Raw genomic sequence first — 23,089 nt, 5'->3', positions numbered from 1 at the left:
ACCTGGGCTGGCTATCTATTAAATAAAAGTGAATCGTTTTCTTAAGAGGCTTTCAACTTGCGGTGCCCTTCTTTCAAATGAACAAAGTCGACCAGCTCATCACCTGAAACTGTAAAAGCCTGCCCGAACCCTTTGACATATAAACCCTTTTCAGGAACCAGCCTGAACAGATGGAAGTCACCCAGCTGAGACAAATTATTGACAATCTCTCCCTGACGCTGCTGTAACGCGGCAACACCACGCACCCAGTCAGCAGAGTCTCTTGGCACTTCATCCGCCATAGCATCGAACGTGAGACGCTTACGCGCATAGACCTGCCGAGACTGACCTTCATCTTCAATCAGCATGATCGAAACTCGATTGCACTGCTGGAGGTTCTGACCATGGCGGGCAATTTCACTGATCAGCACATAGTAACCATCCTCTTGCAAAGCAAAGGGTGCATAGCTGACATTCGGGTTAGCGACCTGATCCAGCGTTGCCATCATCAACGTTTGGCATGCATCCCGAAAAGCTCTGATTTCCGGTAACAGACGTTGTTGCAATGCTTGAGTATCATCGTTCATAAAATTTCTCCATTCACTATTTAGGGACAGACAGATGATGCTGACACACCAGCAATCACCAAGGGCCAACCTGCCGGGTGTTCAATCACCTGTACCGGATAACGATACACATCACTCAACACCTGAGCCTGCAACACATCATGTACACTTCCCTGCTTAACAACTTGACCCTGATCCATTAACAGTAATGAATCCGCATACTGAGCCGCCAGGTTCAAGTCATGCAGTACCACAATGACACCGGACTGATCTGTGCTCACCCAGGCTTTCAGCACACTGAAAACCTGATGCTGATGACTCAAATCAAGACTCGACGTACATTCATCCAAAAGCAAGTAACGTGGCGCAGACGCAGGCATGGCCTCCAGTTGCGCCAACACCCTGGCCAGCTGCACACGCTGTTGCTCACCACCAGAGAGCGTTAAATAGTTTCGTTGCCGCAAATGTCCCACATCGAACATCTCCAGCATCCGGCCGATATGCACCTGACGCGCCTGCAATGACATCGGATGGCGAATACCGGCTTCGATCACCTCTTCGACAGTAAATGCAAAATTCAACTGCACAGACTGGGGCATCACGGCTCTGAATTGCGCCAAAGCGCCATCACGCCAGTGACTTAATCGCTGGCCATTCAAGGCCACCTGATCATTTACTGATGCAAAATCGCCACTGAGCACTTTCAGCAAGGTAGACTTGCCTGCCCCGTTAGGTCCCATAATGGCAAGCATCTGTCCTGGTGGAGCAGCGATACTCACCTGCGACAGAACATCCCGACCCGACAGTTTCAGCGTAATGTCATGAGCACTAAGCATTTCAAAACCCCACCCGAGCACGCTGCTGCAATAACAACCATAAGAAGAAAGGTCCACCTATAGCAGCCATGACCAGGCCGATAGGCAACTCAGCCGGACTGATCAACAAGCGCGCAAAAATATCAGAGACGACCACCAGAAAAGCGCCCATCATGGCACTCAACGGCAGCACCCAGCGGTGATCCGGACCTACCAGTAAGCGGACCAAATGTGGTGCGACCAGTCCGACAAAACCTATCACACCACTCACCGCTACTGCCGCCCCGACAGCCAGCGCCGTCAACGAAATCACCAGGCGCTTCATCCGTCGAACATCAAATCCGCTATGCCGGGTAACACTCTCCCCCATCAAAAAGGCATTCAGCGGTCGCGCAAACAAGGGTAACAAGCCACAGGCACAGAGTATGGGAAAGCCGGCAATGGCAACATCAACCCAACTGGCACTGGCCAAAGAGCCCATTGACCAGAAAGTCAGGGTTCTTAACTCTTCATCGGTTGCAAAGTAGGTCATGATACCGGTGGCTGCCCCTGTGATCGCATTGATGGCGATCCCTGCGAGAAGCATAAGCGCTACATCAGTGCGACCATTACGCGTAGAGACTTTATAGATAACAGCTGTCACCAACAAGCCACCCGCAAATGCCGCCACAGGCAGTGCAAAATAGCCCCAAAAGGCGGTCCATTGCTTCAGCCAGGAACCTCCCAGAACAATGACCATTACTGCAGCCAGCGCGGCGCCACTGGAAACACCGACCAGACCAGGGTCAGCCAGCGGATTGCGAAACAGCCCTTGCATGGCCGCCCCGGCAATTGCCAGCCCGGCACCGACAATTGCCCCCAGCACAACCCGTGGCAAGCGAATATCAATGATCACCAGCTGAGCATAGGCATCGTCCAGCAAACCGCTCAAGGTGCCGTAAACCTGCCAAACACTCAGAGATACAGCTCCCTGTGTCAGAGACGCACTAAAAGCCAGCACTAGTGCCAGCAACAAGAGCCCAGTGGCGAGCTGAGGGGATGACATTAATCGCTGCATCAACTATCCCCCTGGGATTCGCCCCTGGACCTCATCGCTTTGACACGAGAGACCAACGAGTCAAGGCTGTTTGGCAAGTCAGGGCCAAAATTAAGCCATCGTGCCTCGATTGCAACAACTTTCCCAGAGCGACCAGCTTCGGTTCGCCGCACAGCAGGATCACTTAACAAACGCTCGATACCTGATCCAGGTATAGCGACTTCATCCAGTGTAATAATAATGTCCGGATTGGCCTGCATCAGCGCCTCACCCGATACGTTCTGGAAATTATTGATCACATCCGAAAAAGGGTTAATCACTCCCGCCAGAGACATAAACGCATCTGCACGACTGCCCTTTCCGGCAACCATCATGCTACTATTATGGGCATTCATGACGAAAATCGCCTTAACCGGCGAGTCACTTTGAGCCTGCAACTCAGCAAGCAAATCAGTTGTCCGCTCAACCACCTCACTTGCCAGTAAAACACCCGCCTCACGAACACCCAGCGCATCAGCCACCTGAATGATTTTATCTTCAACACCGGCCAGCGTATAAGCATTGGGAATCACCCGGATATCGACCCGAGCCTGTTGCAACTGATCCAGTACAGACTGTGGCTGAGCATCAGCGGTCACCAGAATAAGATCTGGACGTAACGACAAAATCCCTTCGGCCGAAAGTTGCCGCATGTAACCAACATCAGGCAAATCTTGCGCGACTTCCGGCCAGGTACTGGTCGTATCACGCCCCACCAGGCGATGCTGCTGTTGCAGCGCATAGACAATTTCCGTGATGGAACCATCTACTGAAATCACCCTCTCAGCGGGCGCATCAGCAGCCCACCCCTGCATTGAGCATATCAGCAACAAGGAGGCAAGGGCGCCGCCCCACATCCGCACAGTGTTAACCCGCATAGGCCAGACCTTTAAGACGCTCAAAACCCTGAAGCTGATGCGCATAAATGACGCCTTGCGGATCACGCCCCAGATAGACCTTGAAAATGCAATCGCCTGCATGATCATAAAACACTACCGCATGCGCCTCCTTGCCACGCAAAGGCTTGCTTAACAGCGCGATATTCGCAACCGCATCCAATTTCAGATGCCCATGCAACTGACCGGCCTCTCCCATCAGGTTATAGTAACCAAATCCAGGTTTGCCTTCTGGCAGACTTCCCTTGAACTCGAATACAGAACCAGCACGCTCTACGATAGTGGTCACATGTCCCCAGTGTGCAAGCGTCTGTAGAATTTCCTCGGCAAACTTACCCGGCAAAGTAGCCACCAGATTTGATGGCAAGGATGCAACAACCATCCACTCACTGGTTTGCAACACAGCCGCCATCTCAACTGGACGTAACTGGGGCTTCTCCTTTAAGAGTTGTGCCACTTGCTCAATCATTTGCTCTTGCATCATAGCTTCCAGATCATGCCTCATCATATTCATTACAATTACCCCTGGCCGGAGCGGACAAGATTGCCCCTGTCCGATCAGGTGATCAGAACTGATAATTAAAGCTCACTTTGAAATTACGCCCTGGCTGTGTATAGGCATCTACCACTGAAGAGGTTGCTCCAAGATCGCGCACATCAGCCCAGTAGGTATAGCTTTCATCTGTGACGTTAAACACCCCTGCCTGAATACTGGCATTACGGTTAATCTGCCAGCCACCCATCAAGTCAAGCGTCGTAAAGCTGCCAGGCGTATAGCCATCCGGATCAGGGTTACGCTTCTTCGCTTCAACATGCGTCAGCATTAAATCAGCATAATAGCCACCCTGGTCATAGTGCAGACCTGCGATCCATTTAGCTGGATCGATGGTTCTAAGCGGAGACTTTTCTCCATCTTCACGACTGTCGCCTCGATGCCAGGACACCCCTGTTGATACCGCCCAGACCGGATCCAGCTTCCAGCGCAAACTTCCCTCAACACCGGTTACGATGACCTTGCTGCGGTTAATACTTTGATAGGTCAAAGGATCTGCAGGCGACCCACTTCCACTGACCACAACGTTTTCAATAAAGTTTTTATAGTCTGCACGGAATACGCTGACGCTATAGCGCAACTGCTCATCGCGCCCACGCAAACCTATTTCATACATTTTGCTGGTTTCCGGCTGAAGATCCGGATTGGCGATTGTCTGATAAGCAAAGAAAGGACTGCTCAGATTAGTGAACCCACTATTCACATCAAAGGGTGTAGGCGCACGAAAGCCTTCAGAGTACTGGGCAAACCAGTTCAGTAACGGCGCTTGCTGCCAGACGGCACCCAGCTTGGCGGATACAGCGCTATCCGACAGTGCCGCAACCTCCAGCCCTCGATAGAGCGGATCATTCGCCAGCGGATCAAGCTTATAGCTGTCGTAACGAAGACCAGGAATAATCCTTAACCGCCCTATGGCAATCTCATCCTGAACAAACACACCTAACAAACGGTAATCCGTGTCCGGGAAAGGCTTATCCGGAAAGCTGGTACCTGCCGGCGTACCCAGGCGCATCGCCTGTACATCTGTGGTCGAGAAATCAACCCCGTAATGCAAGGTGTGGCGCACATCCTCTGTACCAAACTGACTTTCGAGAACAGCATTGACACCTCGAATACGCTCACTGTATTCATTATCGCGCGTTCGGTCGCCCAAAACAGGGCGACGCTCGTCACTGAATTGACGATTCTGACTATCCTGCTGATAAATGCCGACGCGCGCCATTTGCAACCAGGGATTGGTATCGGATTGATAGATATAATCCAGCTTTTGCAGATCTCGCCGAACCCGATCATCTGCTCGCAAAGAAGAAACAGACGACGTAACTCCAGTCAGCACGTCCGCTCCAGTAAAGCGGTTCAGTTTTTCAGCGGTAAATTTCAGACGATGCTCTTCAGAGACATCCCAAACCAGTTTGGCTAGCCAGTATTCGCTGTCAATATCTTGCGGATTGGGGAGCGTACGAGCTGTGCCGGAACCGGCATTCGCCCCCTGATTTCGTGTTTGCTGGCCATCACGCGCTGTATACAGCAACATACCTGCAAGATTGTCATTCCGCGCCGCAAACGAAGGCGCCGAAAACCAGCTTTTATCTTCAGAGGCGTAACCTGCGCGCAAATTCACCTGGGTATCCTGCCCAAGAGTCAGCAGATCCTCAGGATCTTTGGTGACAAAACTCACGGCACCCGCCAGACCTTCACTACCATAGAGCGTCGAACTCGGACCACGCAGAACCTCCACGCGACGATAGCCTTCCGGCTCCAGGTAATCACCGCGGCCCGATACAGTCGGACCGAACTCAAAGCGCGCAGGAAGCCTCACACCATCGGTCTGAAGCGTAACCTGATTGCCTTCGAGTCCACGGATATTGATACCTTCGTTACCTCCACGCCCGGTAGTACCCATAGCAGCTCCCGCACGCATCGGCTGCGCACGCACAGACACACCGGTTTCATAGCGCATCAAATCCTGAATATCAGCCGCCTGCTGCTTCTGAATATCCTCTTCAGTGATCACTGACACCGTATTGGCAACATTCAAAACATCCTGCTCTGAATGTGAAGCAGTCACTGTCAATTCTTTAAGTGATGTGCGCGAAGACACTGGCGCGGTCACATCAGCCCATGCGACACCGGAGACGGCCATACCAACAGCCAGAACCAGAATACGACGAGGATAATGGGTATTGCTTTTCATCTAACTGCCCGCCTGAGAAAAATACATGGGAAATCAGACAGGAAGCTGTGACGGCAACAGGAACATGGACGCACACAAGGCGGTAACGCCAATGCAGACGAACTCAAACCAGTAATTGTTCATGAATCACTCCGTGGACAGCATCTGCCGATGTCATCCGCGCGAGCTGGCTGCCTGGGGGCATTAGGTGGCTGGCTTAACGCGTTTTGATTTTGATTGGGTTTAAGGTCAGTGCCAAGAAACTTATTTGGTCAGTATCAACTTCCCGTTCTTCGTCCTTGACAGGCGATAGATTTCATTTTCATGCACTATCTCCAGGCGTCCATTGCCTGCCAGCAATGACTCACTGCTGACTCGTGAAGAACCATCCTGACTGCCAATGAGTGGAGCAGTCTGCTGCTGTTCAACATTTCCGTTTGCTGATGATTGATTGTTCATACAAGCTCCTTAACACTAACGAGAACTATTATCGTTAGCGTTATATTAATTGTCAATAGCGAATCAGCGTTTAGACATTTTTATTTGTATCGATATGATTTTACTTAACCAAAAGTTGTAGCTATCATATAACCAATATCATAACCCATTGTTTTATAAATAAATTGATATTAAAAAGCAGAATCAATCTCAATCAAATTTACTGGGTGCTAAGATGAAAGGTGATAAAACGGTCATCCAACAGCTGAACAAGGTTCTGACCTACGAACTGACATCAATCAATCAGTTCTTTCTTCATGCACGCATGTTTGGCAACTGGGGCTTTGAAGAGCTCAACGAAAAAGCTTACAAAAAGTCCATCAAGGATATGAAACAAGCCGATAAGCTGATTGAACGCATCCTGTTTCTGGAAGGTCTTCCCAACCTTCAACAACTGGACCGGCTGCGCATTGGCGAAACCCCTGTTGAGATGCTGACAGCAGACAAAGGTTTTGTTGCGGACCAGCTGCCACTTCTGAAACAGGCCATCAGCGAGTGTGAGCGCCTTCAGGATTATGTCAGTCGCGAACTGCTCGAAGAGCTGCTTGAGTACGAAGAGAACCATCTCGACTGGCTGGAAACCCAGCTACAGCTGATTGACAGCATTGGCACTGAAAACTATCTGCAATCCATGACCTAACGGAGAACGCACATGAAAGGCAATCCTGATGTTATCGCCACACTGAATCAATTGCTCGGCGCCGAACTGGCGGCCATGGATCAGTATTTTGTTCATTCAAAAATGTATGAAGACTGGGGCCTCAGCAAACTCTATGAGCGCATTGCACATGAGTTTGATGACGAGAAAGGTCATGCCAGTCTGCTGATTGACCGCATCCTGCTACTGGGTGGCGCCCCTGACCTCTCTACACGCGGCCCTGTGCATATCGGCACCACCGTCCCTGAAATGCTGCAGTTTGACCTGAATCTGGAGTATGAAGTGACGGATGCCCTGAAAAAAGCAATCGCTCTCTGCGAGTCCACCCAGGATTACCAGAGTCGTGATATTTTGCAGGTTCTGCTCAAGGATACCGAGGAAGATCATGCGCACTGGCTGGAGCAGCAACTCGGACTGATCGACAAAATCGGTCTGCCGAACTACCTTCAGTCGCAAATGTAAATTTTTTTGAAAAAAGTTCAACTTTTTGCAATGAACCATTTGCAAACGATAATGCTTTGCATTAACATGAAGATTCATTGACAGGTTGAACTCGTGCCCTAGGGCACTCAAGTTCATGTGCTCTCAGCACGTTGAGCCGTAACACAGACTTCTGTGTTACGGTTTTTTTTGTCCCGAGTATTGTTTCCATTCACACCACCCTGTCCTGAAAAACAAAAAAACCCGCACAATGCGGGTTTCTTTATGAAGCAGCTTGGTATTTATGTTCAGGCAGCGGCATCCACGCAACTGTTCAGTAGCGACTCCTGCTGCCGGGTACGCAGCACATCCCGCGCAACACCCACACATTTACCGCAACATCCACCCACTTGCAGCGAGCGATTCAGGTCGCGCAGACTTCCGGCACCCTCATCGATTGCCAGATGAATATCACGTTCGGTAACACCGTTGCAGATACAGACGTACATTACTGCTCCTCCAAGATCTAACTAATACAAATGATAACGCTTATCATGAATATTTCAACTGTTTTTTTAGTAAAACATCCACTGCCCTGTTGATGGCATTTAATTTTTCAAAAAAATCTATCAAGACGATTGATAATCGTTATCATTAGGATTAAGGTAAGTGAATACACAGAGATTTATAAGGGGATAGTGTGATGCAGGATGAATATGCAACCGATCTGTCAGATTATCTGTCACAGCACCATGAAGAGCTGAACGCTTACCTGTCAGGACTGTTTGGTTCAAGAGGATTTGCACAGGAGATCACTCAGGATTTACTGTTTTATCTATGGAACTCCCCGGTTCAGGTCTCAGGTGGTAATCCGATGGCTCAGTTACTGTCAATGGCCAACCGTCTTGGCCAGTACCGCAGACGCCAGGCACGTGTTCGCGGAGGTACGCCACTATCAGTGCGTCATGACCTGAGTCAGCTGCCAATCAGAGATATCAGAGGAGAGACTCATGCATAAGTCAAAGCAGTCTTATGGGTTTGCATCGGATGAGATACCAGGCAAATCCTGGCGCTTTCAAAATCTGCTACAAGAGCGAGCCCTCAATACTTTGGTATGGGCAGTTATATCCACTTCGCTGCTAGTACTAGGCTCAATCATCTGGCTGTTACGCTAATTTTGACAGCGCAGCAGCCAGATCCTGGATCGGTAGTTTATTGACGATACCAGGTCGTTCCCTCACGACTGTCTTTCAGGACAACTCCCTGATCAAGCAGCCATTGACGTATACGATCCGCTTCTGCGTAATCCTTATCCGCTTTGGCCTGAGCTCGCTTGGCAATCCAGACATCCACAGCCTCGCCAGACAACTCCCCTTCCCGATCAGGCCCCTTCAGAAACTGATCCGGGTCCTGCTGCAACAAGCCCATAACTCCCGCAAGACGCTTCAACTCTGCCGCCAGCACAGGCAAATCAGGTGACGCTTGTCGTTTGGCGATATTCAACTCGTTGACCAGTTCGAACAGCACGGCCAGGGCTTTAGGTGTATTGAAATCATCATCCATTGCTTCACAAAAACGTGTCTCATACCTGTCAGATACGCCGTCTGCTGTCGCCGCAGGTGTCACCCCTTGAAGCGCCTGATAGAAACGCTCCAGAGCTGAACGTGCCTCAGTCAAACTGGATTCAGAATAATCAATATAACTGCGATAGTGGGCGCTGGTTAAGAAATACCGAACCACTTCTGGATCATGCACTTTGAGCACATCACGGATGGTGAAGAAGTTATTCAGGGATTTCGACATCTTTTCCTGATTAACCCGCACAGGTCCGGCATGCATCCAGTAATTGGCGTAGGTGCAGCTATTCGCTGCTTCTGACTGCGCAATTTCGTTTTCATGGTGCGGAAACGGCAAATCCGGGCCACCACCATGAATATCCAGCGTCTTGCCGATGCAGCAGCGAGACATGGCAGAACACTCAATATGCCATCCAGGGCGCCCAGCTCCCCAGGGAGATGGCCAACTGACCTCGCCTGGCTTGGCTGCTTTCCAGAGCACAAAGTCCAGCGGACTCTCTTTCAACTCGTCCACTTCCACACGCGCACCGGAACGCAGTTCATCAACCTGCTGACCACTGAGTTTGCCGTAACCGGAAAACTTTTCGACACGATAATAGATGTCACCATTACTGGCGAGATAGGCATATTCTTTATCGATCAGATCAGTAATAAAACGGATGATATTGTCCATATGCCCGGTCACTCGTGGCTCATGGTCAGGGCGCAGCACAAATAATGCCGTCTCATCTTCATGCATGGCAGCAACCATGCGGTCGGTCAATTGCTCGACAGACTCACCATTTTCAGCTGCCCTACGGATGATTTTGTCATCCACATCCGTGATATTTCGGACGTAGTTGACGTCCCAACCCCGCCAACGCAGGTAACGGGTCATCACATCAAATGACACCATGACCCGTGCATGCCCGATATGACAGTAATCGTATACCGTGACACCACAGACATACATGCCGATTTTACCGGCGTGCAGGGGCTTGAATGGCTGTTTGGAGCGAGTCAGGGTATTGTAAATCTGCAACATACGTTAGGCTCTTGGTCGGTCTGAAAAGGTCATACCGGTAAACCGGCAAACATGCGATTATAGCGGATAAGTCAACACGGGTGTTAGACCGGTCAGGGTAAACGAATGCGTCCAAGCAGGGCTCGACCCAGGACGCTGCTTTCGCGTGTCACCAGCAAATCACCCTCATGCCAGAGGATGGCTTCCCACTGTCCTAGCGGACTCAAGCGGTGATAGCTGGCCTGGTCCCAGTCCGGACTGCCGTCAACCACCGGAACCAGCCAGATAAATGCCGCCAGATTCAGAAAGCCAATTCGATAGCCAATCAAGGCTAACCGCTGTGTCTGCGGATCATAGTCCGCACCGGTAATTAACCCGCGCGCCGGATACTCTCCACTACTGACAACCTGTTGCACACTGGCCTGTTTGTCCAGGCGGTATAAACGGGTATTGTGATCCTGCCAATTTTTAGTAAACAGCCACAACTGGTCATCCACCACGGCCAGCGCCTCACAGTCATTGTCATGCGCATGACTGTTACGTTGAGGCCGGGTATCTGCCAGGCGGATGTTAAGACGCTCTGAAGCCACTACACCCTGATGCCGGACCTGATCCAGCTCTTCCCAGGCAACCTTGTATATCTGCATCCAGATACGGTCACCATGATTGTTGCCGCAATCAGCGATATAGAGGTAGTCGTCATCCTGCGCCAACGCTTCCCAATCTTCATTTTCCGAGCCCAGCGGGTGCACCCGGCGACGAACAGCGTCACCGGATTCGGTCAGTTCAAAGAGTGAAGCATCATGCCCGCGATCATTGTGCGTCCAGAGCCGCCCGTTGCGATAGGCCAAACCCGACGTCTCGTTCACCGCATCCGGCAACTGTGCCAAAGTCTCAACAACCAGACGATCGGGCAACTCGGGATAGAGCTGCCTCTCAATCTCGACAAACGCATCCTCTGCATCTTCGGAGAACACCTGAGGCAAAGGCTCCGCTTCAACCCGGCCCACTACATCCTTCAGTGGGCTCTCTGCACACCCAGACATCAGTAGCACACAGGTCGCCAGTAGTGGGATATACTGCATCTGTTACGCTAATCAGCTTTGCTGGATTTTGGCCCAGGAATCGCGCAGGGTCACCGTTCTGTTGAACACCAGTCGCTCGGCGCTGGAGTCCTGATCTACAGTGAAATAGCCTAAGCGCTCAAACTGGAAGTGGGTTTCAGGTTCGGTGTTTGCCAGCCCGGGCTCAGCACGACAATCGGTCAACACCACCAGAGACTCAGGATTAATAAAATCCAGGAAGGAACGTGCTTTATCGGCTTCAGGGTTCGCTTCGGTAAACAGACGATCATACAGACGCACTTCGCAGGGTACGGAACGATCCGCATTCACCCAGTGAATCACACCATTGGCCTTATAGCCTTCAGGGTTGGCGCCTTTGGTTGCAGGATCATAGCTGCACTTGAGCTCCAGAATATCGCCCGCCTCGTTCTTGATGACCTCGTCACAGCGAATCACATAGGCACCTCGCAGACGCACTGCTTCACCCGCCGCCAGTCGCTTCCATTTACGTGGCGCTATTTCTTCAAAATCTTCCTGTTCAATCAACAGGTTGCGACCAAAGCTGACACGACGACTACCCAAAGAATCATCTTTCGGATGTGCAGGCAGCTCAAACCACTCCTCTTCACCTTCCGCAAAATTGGTAATCGTGACCTTCAGAGGGCGTGTCACACACATCGCGCGCGGTGCATTACTATCCAGATCTTCACGAATTGCGGCTTCCAGCATCGCCATATCCACCACTCCGTTGGAGCGTGTAACACCAATCATGTCACAGAAATTCCGGATCGCTGCAGGGGTATAACCACGGCGACGCAAACCTGAAATGGTTGGCATACGCGGATCATTCCAGCCCGAAACATGCTGTTCATCGACCAGCTGTTTGAGTTTGCGTTTACTGGTAATGGTGTAATTCAGGTTTAGCCGGGCAAACTCATACTGGCGCGGCACTACCGGCACCGGAAGATTGGCAAGCAGCCAGTCATACAGTGGACGGTGATCCTCAAACTCCAGCGTACAGATGGAGTGACTAATACCCTCTATCGCATCGGACTGGCCATGCGCGAAATCATAAGATGGATAGATTTTCCACTGATCACCGGTTTGGTGATGATGCGCATGACGAATACGGTAGATCACCGGGTCACGCAGATTAATATTGGGGGCGGCCATGTCTATTTTGGCACGCAGTACGCAGCTACCTTCCGGTAGCGTGCCATCTTTCATCTGCTCAAACAGCGCCAGGTTTTCGTCTACACTGCGCTCACGGTAAGGACTGTTGCGTCCCGGCTCGGTCAGGGTACCGCGGTACTCTCGCATCTGCTCCGGGCTCAGATCATCGACATACGCCTTACCGGCTTTGATCAGGTGAACAGCCCAGTCGTGCAGCTGTTGAAAATAGTCAGAGGTATAACGCACCTCGCCAGCCCACTGAAAACCTAACCAGCTGACATCACGAATAATCGAGTCGATATATTCCTGGCTCTCTTTTTCAGGATTGGTGTCATCGAAGCGCAGATTGCACTCGCCGCCAAACTTCAACGCCGTACCAAAGTTCAGGCAGATAGATTTGGCGTGACCGATATGCAGATAACCGTTTGGCTCTGGTGGAAATCGTGTGATTACCTGGCCACCATTCACCCCTTTTTCCAGGTCCTGCTCGATAATCTGATGAATAAAGTTGCTGGGCTTTACGTTGTCATGCTTGGTCATAGAGTCAACTTAATCTGGCTGATAAACCGATGGCCTTCAAGCCATCCCGTGTAATAACCGGCTATTATAAACTGACTCATTCACTGAACGCACGGCCCGCACACGCTGTTTCGCAGTTTTCAGCCAAAGCATCGCCTGTGCTATGCTTTGGCGCTTTCACTTTTCTGGCATTGAGCGCACATGTCTATGCAACATTTTTCAGGCACAGTCATTCTGGGTGCAGGTCCCAGCGGACTTATGGCGGCTGATATTTTATCCCGTGCCGGTCATCCCGTACGCATCTATGAAGCCATGCCAACACCTGGACGCAAGTTTTTAATGGCCGGCCGCGGTGGCCTTAACATTACCCATTCGGAAGCCTTCGACCTGTTTGTTCAGCGCTATGGCGCCCGTTCTCAGCAACTGGAACCCCTGCTCAAACGCTTCGGCCCACAACAGGTGATTGAGTGGATGGACAAGCTGAACCAGCCCAGTTTTATTGGCAGCTCCGGACGCGTCTTTCCAACAGCCATGAAAGCTGCACCACTGTTACGTGCCTGGCTACAGCGACTCAACTACCAAGGTGTTGAACTTCTGACCCGCCACCGCTGGCGAGGTTGGGACGAACACCAGTGCCTGTTGATTGAGAACGCCAAAGGCCTTCAGCAACTGACCGCTAACCAAGTCATTCTGGCAACCGGTGGTGGCAGCTGGCGTAAACTTGGCTCAGATGGTCAGTGGATGCCTCTGCTGGCTCAACAGGGAATCACCACAGTACCATTACAGGCTTCGAACTGCGGATTTGTCTGTCAATGGAGCGATCATCTGCGTCAACACCATGCAGGGTCACCACTGAAAGGCATACGCCTGCACCTGAACAACGAACTCCAGCAAAAAGGCGATCTGGTAATCACTCGCTATGGCCTGGAGGGCGGCCTGATCTATGCATTTTCTGCAGCATTACGCGAAACCTTGCAGCAACACAGCCATGCAGATATATGGCTGGATCTGCATCCTGATCTGAGCCTGGAGCAGCTCCAGGCAAGACTCGAAGCACCGCGCGGCCGACGCTCACTCAGCAATCATTTACGTCGGGCAGGCGTAGCTGCAATCAAAGCAGCCCTAGTTCGCGATCTGCAACCAGAATGCTCTTTTCAAGATATGGCACAACTGGCACACGCATTGAAACACTGCCCCCTGCGACTGACCGGCATGCGGCCGATCGATGAGGCTATCAGCACAGCCGGTGGCGTATGTTTTGATGAGCTGACACCAGAGTTGATGCTCAAGCGGCTTCCTGGTGTCTATTGTGCTGGTGAAATGCTGGACTGGGATGCGCCAACCGGTGGCTATCTGCTGACAGCCTGCCTGTCCATGGGCGTACACATCGCTGAGGCGATTCTGAAAAACACGGATGCAGCCAGCCAAGACTTGAGTATAATACCCCCTCTACCAAGACCAACAGGAACAAAACAATGATTATTCTGCACACTAACCATGGTGACATTACCCTCGAACTGAATCATGAAAAGGCTCCTAAAACTGCTGCCAACTTTGAAGCGTATGTCAAAGAAGGATTTTACAACGGTGTGATTTTTCACCGTGTCATTGACGGCTTCATGATCCAGGGCGGCGGTTTTGAGCCAGGTATGCTGCAGAAAGATACCCGCGAGAGCATTGAGAACGAAGCCGATAACGGCCTGAAAAACGATGCAGGCACAATCGCCATGGCCCGTACCATGGATCCGCACTCAGCGTCTGCACAGTTCTTTATCAATGTATCTGATAACAGCTTCCTCAACCACACTGCCAAAACCAGTCAGGGCTGGGGCTATGCCGTATTCGGTAAAGTGGTTGAGGGTATGGATGTCGTCAACAAGATCAAGCAGGTGAAAACAACGTCCCGTGCAGGCCATCAGGATGTTCCGGTTGAAGACGTAATCATTGAGTCTGCCGAAGTTGTCGAGTCAGCTGAATAAGACAACACATGTCATTTGTTCTGATATCCGATCTGCATCTGCAACCGACACGCCCTGACATTCTGTCAGGGCTGTTCAAGCTGCTGAACAACCTTCCTGCTGACTGTCAGCAACTGTACATTCTCGGCGACCTGTTCGAGTACTGGATTGGTGATGATGCTCCCCTGCCCGGCTCTGAACAACTGGCCGAGCGGCTCAAGCAGCTTCAGCAACAGGGCATGCAGATTTTCTTTCAGGCGGGCAACCGGGACTTTCTGGTTGGCAAAAGCTGGCTGGACAAAGCGGGTGCCCAGTACCTGCCGGAAGCCTACAAGATACGTTTTCCGGATGGCACACTCACCCTGCTCATGCATGGCGATCAGCTCTGCACGGATGATCTGGAATACCAGTCATTTCGTCAGTTGGTGCGCGATCCTGCCTGGCAACAGGCTTTTTTAAGTAAACCTGTGACTGAGCGTATCGCAATTGCTGAGCAGCTGCGGACCGAAAGCCAGATGCGTGGTGCAGAAAAAAGCCAGGAAATCATGGATGTAAATACTGATACTTTACACCAGGTCATGGAAAGAGCCGCTGTCAGCCGACTGATTCACGGACACACCCATCGTCCGGCACAACACTGCCTGACACTCAGCAGCGAACCCGCTGAGCGACTGGTACTGGGCGACTGGGATCAACAGGGCTGGTACATCCTTGCCGACAGCCAGGGCACACGCCTGATTAACTTTCCGCTCTGAGGATTCAGTCCATCAGACGGCTATGAAAAGTCCGGCAGACCGCTATGAAAGCGAAACTCCGTATCCGGCATTTCGATCAAGCCACGCTCTACCTCACAGAAAAAGGCAACTCGCGCATCAATCGGTTCACCGGCATACTCCTGCGCCAGGAACAGATAATCCTGGTAGTGACGCGCCTCCGACTTCAGCAAAGAGCGGTAGAACTTGGCCAATTCATCATCCAGATAAGGCGCCAGGCGTGCAAAACGCTCACAGGAACGCGCTTCAATCAATGCACCGATAATCAACACATCAATCAATCGACCCGGTTCAGAAGTGCGGACATGGGTACGCAACCCGGCAGCATAACGCGAAGGGCTCATGTGACCATAGGTCATACCACGCGCCTGCATGATAGCCAGCACCTGCTCGAAATGGATCAACTCCTCACGGGCCAGACGGGACATTTTATTTAACAGGTCTGGGCGATCTACATAACGAAACATCAGCGTCATCGCCGTAGAGGCTGCTTTCTTTTCGCAATGCGCATGATCGGTTAACAGCAAACTGAGATTTTCAGCCTTGGCTGCCTCGGCAATCCAGGCATCCGGGGTGGGACATGGAAGGAACTGGTGAATTTCATCAAGCGCGGTCATGGTTATCCTGTTAAAGCCTTTCCCGAAAGGCGGGTATTATAGCCTTCCGGGAAAGTCCATGCCATCGCATCTGTTGATGCCTGAAGACAATCTCAACGACGTGCTTTCTGCCAGCCTTTTTTGATCAGTGGCAAGGTCAGGGACAGTAGCGCAATCACCAGCAGTGTCAGCGAGATGGGTTTATCCAGGAAGGTACTCCAGTCGCCACCTGAAATCTGTAATGCTCGACGCATGGACTCTTCCATTAAGGCACCCAGAATCAAGCCCAAAATCAGCGGAGCTGCCGGAAAACCGTAAAGTCGCATCACCAAGCCAATCAGACCAAACACCAACAGCAGTACCAGGTCAAAACTACTGAAGCTCAGCCCGTACACACCAACCATACAGAAGATCAGAATAAGTGACAGCAGCAGAGGACGCGGCGCATCCAGAATCCGGGCAATGTACGGAATTAATGGCAAGTTCAGCACCAGCAGGAAAATATTACCGATATACATACTGGCAATAACTCCCCAGAACACATCCGGACGCTGCTCCAGCATCATCGGCCCTGGCGTAACACCCATGACCAGTAACGCACCTAGCAGGACAGCTGTAGTACCTGAACCCGGTACACCCAGCGTCAACAGCGGCACAAAGGAGCCACCACAGGCTGCATTATTGGCTGATTCGGGCGCCGCCACACCTTTAATATTACCCTTACCGAAGGTATCTCCATCTTTGGCCAGTCGCTTTTCCATACTGTAACCCAGAAATGAGCCTATGGTTGCGCCCGCACCAGGTAACACACCGGTAAAAAAGCCCAGGATAGAGCTGCGCCCTATCGGAGCCGCAATCTCTTTAACTTCAGCTCCGGTGAGCTTCAAGGAACCTATCTCGTTGCGTTTTTGTGGCTTATTGCTGTTACGCAGCAACATAAAAAAGACTTCAGCCAGCGCAAACACGCCCAAAGCCACCACCAGGAAATCGATACCTTCTATCAGCTCAATACTGCCAAAGGTATAACGCTCGGTACCTGTTTGCAGGTCAATCCCGATGATCGAAATCATCATCCCGACAATCGCAGCAATCAAGCCTTTGGTCAGGGACTTGTCTGACAGGCTCACAACCGCTGTCAAACCCAGTACCATCAGGGAAAAATATTCTGCGGGGCCAAAGCTGACCGCGACCTTGGATAACAGCGGTGCAATCAGCATCAGACCGATAATCGAAACGGTTCCACCCACAAACGAGGCATAGGCCGCGATTGCCAGCGCCTTACCCGCCATACCCTTTTGCGCCATGGGGTAACCATCAAAAGATGTCGCCACAGTCCCCGCCACCCCGGGTGCATTCAGCAGGATAGAAGAGGTAGAACCACCAAAAATCGCGCCGTAGTAGACACCTGCCATCAGTATCAGACCCGTTGCCGGGTTCAGATTGAATGTGATCGGAATCATCAACGCCAAGGCGCTGATAGGCCCCAGCCCTGGCAGCATTCCGATCAGTGTGCCCGCAAACACACCAATGAAGACATACATCAAATTGACCGGATCCAGCGCGATGCTGAAGCCATAGATCAGGTTACTTAAGGATTCCATCGGAGACCTTCTTATTATGCAGTAAATCGTGGATTAAAGAGGCAACAGACCTTGTGGCAAGTAGATGCCCATCACCTTGTTCATCAACAGGTACAATGCCAACACGATGCCACCCACTGTCGCCAGATTGATCCAGTGCTGACGATAGCCAAACCAGTAAGCCAGCCCGACCCCCAGCAGAATTGATGCCAACAGGAAACCCAGGGGCTCAATCAAAAAGGCATAAGCCAAAACACCCACAGCAGTACCGAACACCTGCACTTTGGGCTGACGATGCCAACCCGAAGGCTGAAGCTCATCTTCTGTCTTTTCTGCACTCGCCGCCGGAGCCGTTTTTTCAAAAAACAGAAAAACGGATAACAGCAACAAGCTGAACCCCAACAGTTTAGGAAATGCGTCGGAGTCGACCGGACGAGGAATCGGGAAAACCGGAATCTGATAGGCCATCCATAAATAACCCAAGGAAAATGCCAGCAGAATCAGCGCCAGAAGCTGATTAATATTTAAACGTGCCATGTGCTCACCCAGAACATGAATTGACAGAACGCTGACAGCATTACACTGCCAGCGCTCAGGGATCACCTGCCAGGAATCAGTTTCTCAACAGGCCCAGCTCACCCAGAACAGAACGGAACTGTTCCAGCTGCAGATCAAGGAAAGCACCGAACTCTTCGCTGTTCTGGTAAGCATCCAGCCAGCCCAGACGCTCTGTCGCCGCTTTCCAGTCATCTGTTTCCATCATCCGAGCAAACAGATCTTCGTAGTAGCGCAGTGCATCTTCAGAAATATCCTTGGGCGCCATCACACCACGCCAGATATCAAAGGTGTAATCAAGGCCCTGTTCTTTATAGGTTGGCACATCCAGACCAGGGATGCGTTCAGGTGCAGAAACACCCAATGCACGCAACTCACCACCCTGCAGCTGAGCCATGGCCTCACCCGCTCCAGTGATAACAGCATCGACATGACCACCCAGCAGATTGGTCATCGCCTCACCACCACCGGAGAAGGCAATATAGTTGACCGAAGCTGCATTCAAACCAGCTGCAGCCGCTGCGCCCGCAATAGAAATATGATCCATGGAGCCTGCTGCTGAACCACCACCAACACTAATGCGTGGATTCTCACCAATAGCCGCAAACAGGTCGTTGATCGACTGATAGGGAGAGTTCTGCGGTACCAGTACAATAGAATAATCTGTGATCAAACGCGCCACAGGCGTGAAGTGAGTATGGTTAAAACGAGAAGTGCCTGCCAAAGGAACCAGAATAATAGGCGGACTGGTGGCAAAGAGTTTGTGATCATTACGATTGTCACGGGCAATTTGTGCCCAGGCCACAGCACCACCACCCCCAGGTACGTTAATCGCCGCAAAGTTCTGATCTGCAAGATTTTCGGTTCGAATAACATTCGAGGTGGTTCGTACCAGCGTATCCCAGCCACCGCCAGGGTTTGCAGGCGCTATAAACTCAACTGCACGGGAAGGTGTCCAGTCACTGGCGACAGCCTGCGACGCGACGCCACCGGCCAGTGTCAATGCTGCGCCCATCAGCGCCAGGGTTTTGAGGGGTTTTTTCAGCATTACATTCATAGTGTGCTCCATTGTTTCTTATCATTTTATTGATGAGCGTTGAATCTAGTCATCCACCTCCACAGCGACAAGTTTCTGTTCATTTTTGAAAAAAACACCATAAATGGCATTTTGTTCATTTTGTTCACGAGCCTGCAGCAACCAGACTGTACCGACGCTCAGGACGCCCTACATCACCATAGTCCAGTTCTGCCAGGACTGCATCCTGAGCCACCATAAACTCCAGATAACGTCGTGCAGTCGAACGACTGACGCCGGTCTGCTGTGCCAGGGAAGATGCCGTTTGTGACGGCCCCAGCAGTTCCAGCCCCTTGCGAATACGTTCCAGCGTTAAAGGATCTATCCCTTTTGGCAGGCGCACACCTTCCGCTGTTGCTGATTCACCGCGTATCAGCGTTCTGTCTAGCAAGGCCTGCTCCAGCTCAACATGCTGGGACAGCAGGCTGCGCTCTTCCCGAAAACGCCTGAGCATCTGTGTCATGCGCGCACTTTCAATAGGCTTGATCAGATAATCAAACACACCCCCACGTAACGCTTCCTGAATGGTTTCAACTTCACGGGCTGCAGTTACCATCACAATATCCATGGCACGAAAACGCCGTCTTAACTCCCACAACAACTCAAGCCCGTTCACATCGGGTATATACGCATCCAAGAGCACCAGATCCGGCAATTGCGACTGACGTTCAAGAAACTTCAAGGCATCAGCAGCCGTATGACAGATAGCCGCCACAGCAAACCCTTCGGCCTGCTCAATAAATTGCCGATTAATATCCGCAACACGGAAATCATCTTCGATAATCAATACCTGATACGTCATTATTATTCTTCCATTACATCAGCATGGCTGATTTGCATCTTGTCCAGAGTTACCACGAAGCACGCACCGCCCAACTCACCCTCTTCCAGATACACATCACCGGCATACAGCGTGGCAATACGCTGAACCAGCGCCAGACCAATGCCACGATGTTCACCTGGCTTGGTGGAGTAGCCCTGCTGGGTAATCAACGCCAGAGCTTCCGGATCAACACCTGGACCACTGTCCTCTACTTCAATCAGTACCTGATCTCCCAGATCAGTAAAAAACAATCGCACCCGCGGCACGACATCGGGGCGTTCACGCACCGCATCAAAGGCATTATTAATCAGATTGCTGATAATTTTCAGCAACACATCCTGCCCTGACTGGGTCAACATCACTTCCAGGGAACTGTTGCTGTCCAGTTCAAACTGGATGTGTTTCTGCCGCGCAGTGTTCATCTTGGCCAGCAGCATCGCCCCCAGAACCGGATTTTTCAGATGTTGCAAAACAAAGCGCACCTCTTCCTGCTCTATACGCCCTTCCTGATGAATTAACGCCAGAGCCTCATCTATCTGATTCAACTGCAACAAACCTGAAATAGTGTAAAGGCGATTGGAAAACTCATGTGCCTGCTCGCGCAACACATCAGCATCAGCACTGACTTTTTTCAATGCCGAATAAAGCTCACGAATCTCTTGCTGACTGCGAAATGTGGACACGGCACCATCGACATCCCCCTGAGGATTAAAGATCGGCACCCGATTCACGATCACAGGGACATCCCCTACCCAAAGCTCACGGTCAAACTGACGCTCACCACTGGTCAGAACTTCCTGCAAACGTGAATTCGGTACCAGCTGATCTACGGGTACACCGAGAAAATCCCGGCCATCCTGAATACCCAGCGTACGCTTGGCCGACTGATTCAACAGCGTAATACGCCCCTCTCGATTAACCGCGACAACACCTTCATGTATTGATTGAAGAATTGCCTCTTTCTCATTGACTAACCTGGCTATTTCATGCGGCTCAAGCCCCAGAATCAAGCGCTTCAAATGCATTGAGATCCACAAGGCACCGGTCAACCCCAACAATACGGAAGCGGCAATCATCAACCAGCCCAGATACAATGAGCGACCCACATCCTGACTGACTTTCTCCTGCAGAAAACCGACCGAGACCACTCCGATAATCTCACCGGAAGCCCGTCTCACCGGGGTCTTGCCACGCATCGCTTCACCCAGCGTCCCTGTCGCAAGAGACACATAGGAGCGTCCTTCGATCAAGGCCGGGGCATTGTCGTCTCCAACCATGCGCCCACCAATACGCTCCGGAACCGGATGCGAGTAACGGATTTCGTCACGATTACCGACCACAACATAGGCAGCTCCGGTTTCAGCCCGAATTCGCTCAGCAATCGGCTGGATAATCGCTGCGGGGTCCGGGCTATCAAATGCATCCACCAGTTCAGGGATAACTGCGACCGTTTTGGCTACATTGAGCGCGCGCATACCGATCTGCTCACTCAACAGATCCGCCTTGCTGAGATTCAGATACACACCCTGCATCCCCAGAATCAGGGCCAAAAGCGCGCCAACAAGGCCCAGCATCTGGGTTCGTATGCTCAACACCACCCCGCCCCTCCGCAAGACCCTGATCAACCTACTCGACGCCAGTAGCGGATTGCTTTGCCAGCAACAGATCAATCCCTCGCGCCATTTCGGCATCATACTCTGCCCTGACCTGTAACGGCTGACCATCCGGCAAGGTCAGCTGCAACTCAGCGGCGTGCAGCATCAGCCGCTTCAGACCCCATTCACGCATCTGCGTATTGTCTGTATCGGTTCCGTACTTCGTATCCCCTACAATAGGATAGCCGGTAAACTGAGCATGCACACGAATCTGATGCGTACGGCCGGTTAAAGGACAAGCTTCGACCAGCGTCGCCATATCACCAAAGCGGCGCAGCACCTGAAAGTCAGTAATAGAGTCCTTGCCTTCCGCTTGTACACGTACAATACGTTCGCCTGATCTCAGCTCATCACGCAGCAACGGTGCATTGACACGCTGACGACGATTAGGCCAACGCCCCACTACCAGCGCGTGATAAACTTTACGTATACGCTTTTCCCGTAAAGCTTCATGCAGATAGCGCAGCATGCTGCGCTTCTTGGCAACCATAATACAGCCTGAGGTATCCCGATCCAGGCGATGCACCAGCTCCAGAAAACGCGCATCCGGGCGGATCTGGCGCAAAGCTTCGATTAAACCGTTCTGAATGCCACTACCGCCATGTACCGCTAAGCCCGATGGCTTATTCAGTATCACCAACCCATCCGACTCATACAGCACTGCACTCTCAAGATGCCCGGCAAGGCTTTTGCCGACGGGCGCCGGGGCATCCTGCTCAGGGACCCGCACTGGCGGAATACGCACCTCATCCCCTGCAACCAGTTTGTAGTCCGGCTTGATACGTTTACGATTTACCCGAATTTCGCCCTTGCGCAAAATGCGATACAGCAGGGTTTTCGGTACCCCTTTCAGCTCAGTGCGCAAAAAATTATCGATACGCTGACCTTCTCGATCAGCTGTCACAACGACATATCTGACGCTTGGGCGGTTATTTGGGTCCTGTTGTGTCTCTGACATAATCCTGATTGAATCCGATTGATTGATGCTATGTAGCTTTACTGTTATATTCTACCGATGCTGCAAGCCGTTGGCTTTAGCTATTTTCGATTCAAGGCAACCGGTGATGTTTCCGTTTGAACTTTACAGTCCGCCCTTGCCTCAGAA

Annotated in this window: 24 protein-coding genes; 6 read left to right on the top strand and 18 right to left on the bottom strand. The window is 51.5% G+C overall.

The genetic code is table 11. The features are described 5' to 3' along the window. Window positions 1-41: 41 nt before the first annotated feature. The 7 genes from hutZ to hemP all read right to left on the bottom strand — a co-directional run bounded on the left by hutZ (window position 42) and on the right by hemP (window position 6,516). Window positions 42-566: a heme utilization protein HutZ gene (hutZ, locus tag ADINL_RS07985; protein WP_036546113.1), complete on the bottom strand. Its 525-nt coding sequence runs from the start codon at window positions 564-566 to the stop codon at window positions 42-44. 20 nt (window positions 567-586) lie between these two features. Then, window positions 587-1,381 (bottom strand): heme ABC transporter ATP-binding protein, encoded by a 795-nt coding sequence (locus ADINL_RS07980; protein WP_036546110.1) that lies wholly within the window; start codon window positions 1,379-1,381, stop codon window positions 587-589. A gap of 1 nt (window position 1,382) precedes the next feature. Next, the gene (locus ADINL_RS07975) at window positions 1,383-2,417 is read right to left on the bottom strand and encodes a FecCD family ABC transporter permease (RefSeq protein ID WP_036546108.1); all 1,035 of its coding nucleotides are present in this window, start codon (window positions 2,415-2,417) and stop codon (window positions 1,383-1,385) included. Continuing rightward, entirely contained in the window at window positions 2,417-3,250 is an 834-nt protein-coding gene (locus tag ADINL_RS07970) for a heme/hemin ABC transporter substrate-binding protein (RefSeq protein WP_036546105.1), read from the bottom strand. The genes ADINL_RS07975 and ADINL_RS07970 overlap by 1 nt, the downstream gene beginning before the upstream one ends. A gap of 52 nt (window positions 3,251-3,302) precedes the next feature. Continuing rightward, a complete protein-coding gene (gene hutX / locus ADINL_RS07965; protein WP_239644353.1) occupies window positions 3,303-3,845 on the bottom strand; it encodes a heme utilization cystosolic carrier protein HutX in 543 nt (180 codons plus the stop codon). Window positions 3,846-3,897: 52 nt separating this feature from the next. Then, on the bottom strand, window positions 3,898-6,078 hold the full coding sequence (locus ADINL_RS07960; RefSeq protein WP_036546102.1) for a TonB-dependent hemoglobin/transferrin/lactoferrin family receptor: 2,181 nt from the start codon (window positions 6,076-6,078) through the stop codon (window positions 3,898-3,900). A gap of 243 nt (window positions 6,079-6,321) precedes the next feature. Then, a complete protein-coding gene (hemP, locus tag ADINL_RS07955; RefSeq protein WP_036546099.1) occupies window positions 6,322-6,516 on the bottom strand; it encodes a hemin uptake protein HemP in 195 nt (64 codons plus the stop codon). A 214-nt stretch (window positions 6,517-6,730) separates the two neighbouring features. Between hemP and bfr (ADINL_RS07950) the strand changes: the two genes are divergently transcribed. Both bfr (ADINL_RS07950) and bfr (ADINL_RS07945) read left to right on the top strand, forming a co-directional pair. Next, window positions 6,731-7,195, top strand: coding sequence for a bacterioferritin (gene bfr / locus ADINL_RS07950; protein ID WP_036546096.1), 465 nt, complete (start codon window positions 6,731-6,733; stop codon window positions 7,193-7,195). Window positions 7,196-7,207: 12 nt separating this feature from the next. After that, the gene (gene bfr, locus ADINL_RS07945) at window positions 7,208-7,675 is read left to right on the top strand and encodes a bacterioferritin (protein WP_036546095.1); all 468 of its coding nucleotides are present in this window, start codon (window positions 7,208-7,210) and stop codon (window positions 7,673-7,675) included. Between the two features lie 266 nt (window positions 7,676-7,941). Here the strand turns inward: bfr (ADINL_RS07945) and ADINL_RS07940 are convergent, their stop codons facing one another. Next, window positions 7,942-8,142: a (2Fe-2S)-binding protein gene (locus tag ADINL_RS07940; RefSeq protein ID WP_036546092.1), complete on the bottom strand. Its 201-nt coding sequence runs from the start codon at window positions 8,140-8,142 to the stop codon at window positions 7,942-7,944. A 194-nt stretch (window positions 8,143-8,336) separates the two neighbouring features. Here ADINL_RS07940 and ADINL_RS07935 point away from each other — a divergent pair, with 194 nt between their 5' ends. Further along, window positions 8,337-8,651 (top strand): RNA polymerase sigma factor, encoded by a 315-nt coding sequence (locus ADINL_RS07935; protein ID WP_036546090.1) that lies wholly within the window; start codon window positions 8,337-8,339, stop codon window positions 8,649-8,651. A 194-nt stretch (window positions 8,652-8,845) separates the two neighbouring features. On the opposite strand, the gene cysS is transcribed toward ADINL_RS07935, so the two are convergent. From cysS to ADINL_RS07920, 3 genes are all read right to left on the bottom strand, one after another. Further along, a complete protein-coding gene (gene cysS, locus ADINL_RS07930; protein ID WP_036546088.1) occupies window positions 8,846-10,234 on the bottom strand; it encodes a cysteine--tRNA ligase in 1,389 nt (462 codons plus the stop codon). A 92-nt stretch (window positions 10,235-10,326) separates the two neighbouring features. Next, window positions 10,327-11,298: a hypothetical protein gene (locus tag ADINL_RS07925; RefSeq protein ID WP_051632648.1), complete on the bottom strand. Its 972-nt coding sequence runs from the start codon at window positions 11,296-11,298 to the stop codon at window positions 10,327-10,329. Window positions 11,299-11,310: 12 nt separating this feature from the next. Beyond that, window positions 11,311-12,990, bottom strand: coding sequence for a glutamine--tRNA ligase/YqeY domain fusion protein (locus ADINL_RS07920; protein WP_036546086.1), 1,680 nt, complete (start codon window positions 12,988-12,990; stop codon window positions 11,311-11,313). A gap of 180 nt (window positions 12,991-13,170) precedes the next feature. On the opposite strand from ADINL_RS07920, the gene ADINL_RS07915 reads away from it, so the two are divergent. From ADINL_RS07915 to ADINL_RS07905, 3 genes are read left to right on the top strand one after another with little or no spacing between them, the layout of a single operon-like run. Further along, window positions 13,171-14,448 (top strand): BaiN/RdsA family NAD(P)/FAD-dependent oxidoreductase, encoded by a 1,278-nt coding sequence (locus tag ADINL_RS07915; protein ID WP_084154433.1) that lies wholly within the window; start codon window positions 13,171-13,173, stop codon window positions 14,446-14,448. Then, window positions 14,445-14,948 carry a peptidylprolyl isomerase gene (locus ADINL_RS07910; RefSeq protein ID WP_036546084.1) on the top strand — a complete coding sequence of 168 codons (504 nt, stop codon included), beginning with the start codon at window positions 14,445-14,447 and terminating at the stop codon, window positions 14,946-14,948. Before ADINL_RS07915 ends, ADINL_RS07910 begins: the two co-directional genes overlap by 4 nt. Window positions 14,949-14,956: 8 nt before the next feature. Beyond that, on the top strand, window positions 14,957-15,682 hold the full coding sequence (locus ADINL_RS07905; RefSeq protein ID WP_036546082.1) for a UDP-2,3-diacylglucosamine diphosphatase: 726 nt from the start codon (window positions 14,957-14,959) through the stop codon (window positions 15,680-15,682). Between the two features lie 20 nt (window positions 15,683-15,702). Here ADINL_RS07905 and ADINL_RS07900 read toward each other — a convergent pair whose 3' ends face one another. The 7 genes from ADINL_RS07900 to rluC all read right to left on the bottom strand — a co-directional run bounded on the left by ADINL_RS07900 (window position 15,703) and on the right by rluC (window position 22,942). Further along, complete coding sequence (locus ADINL_RS07900) at window positions 15,703-16,317, bottom strand: MiaE family protein (RefSeq protein WP_036546079.1); 615 nt, start codon at window positions 16,315-16,317, stop codon at window positions 15,703-15,705. A gap of 92 nt (window positions 16,318-16,409) precedes the next feature. After that, window positions 16,410-17,897 (bottom strand): tripartite tricarboxylate transporter permease, encoded by a 1,488-nt coding sequence (locus ADINL_RS07895; RefSeq protein ID WP_036546076.1) that lies wholly within the window; start codon window positions 17,895-17,897, stop codon window positions 16,410-16,412. A 33-nt stretch (window positions 17,898-17,930) separates the two neighbouring features. Continuing rightward, entirely contained in the window at window positions 17,931-18,413 is a 483-nt protein-coding gene (locus tag ADINL_RS07890; RefSeq protein ID WP_036546373.1) for a tripartite tricarboxylate transporter TctB family protein, read from the bottom strand. Window positions 18,414-18,489: 76 nt separating this feature from the next. Beyond that, window positions 18,490-19,479, bottom strand: a complete 990-nt coding sequence (locus ADINL_RS07885; protein WP_036546371.1) for a Bug family tripartite tricarboxylate transporter substrate binding protein — start codon at window positions 19,477-19,479, stop codon at window positions 18,490-18,492. A gap of 133 nt (window positions 19,480-19,612) precedes the next feature. After that, on the bottom strand, window positions 19,613-20,308 hold the full coding sequence (locus tag ADINL_RS07880; protein ID WP_036546073.1) for a response regulator: 696 nt from the start codon (window positions 20,306-20,308) through the stop codon (window positions 19,613-19,615). Window positions 20,309-20,310: 2 nt separating this feature from the next. Further along, window positions 20,311-21,924 carry an ATP-binding protein gene (locus ADINL_RS07875; protein WP_161667739.1) on the bottom strand — a complete coding sequence of 538 codons (1,614 nt, stop codon included), beginning with the start codon at window positions 21,922-21,924 and terminating at the stop codon, window positions 20,311-20,313. 31 nt (window positions 21,925-21,955) lie between these two features. After that, window positions 21,956-22,942, bottom strand: coding sequence for a 23S rRNA pseudouridine(955/2504/2580) synthase RluC (gene rluC, locus ADINL_RS07870; protein WP_036546070.1), 987 nt, complete (start codon window positions 22,940-22,942; stop codon window positions 21,956-21,958). Window positions 22,943-23,089 lie beyond the last annotated feature (147 nt).

Origin of the sequence: Nitrincola lacisaponensis (assembly GCF_000691225.1) — a bacterium.
In the GTDB taxonomy this organism is placed as follows: domain Bacteria; phylum Pseudomonadota; class Gammaproteobacteria; order Pseudomonadales; family Balneatricaceae; genus Nitrincola; species Nitrincola lacisaponensis.
This window is presented reverse-complemented; position numbering and strand designations above follow the sequence as displayed.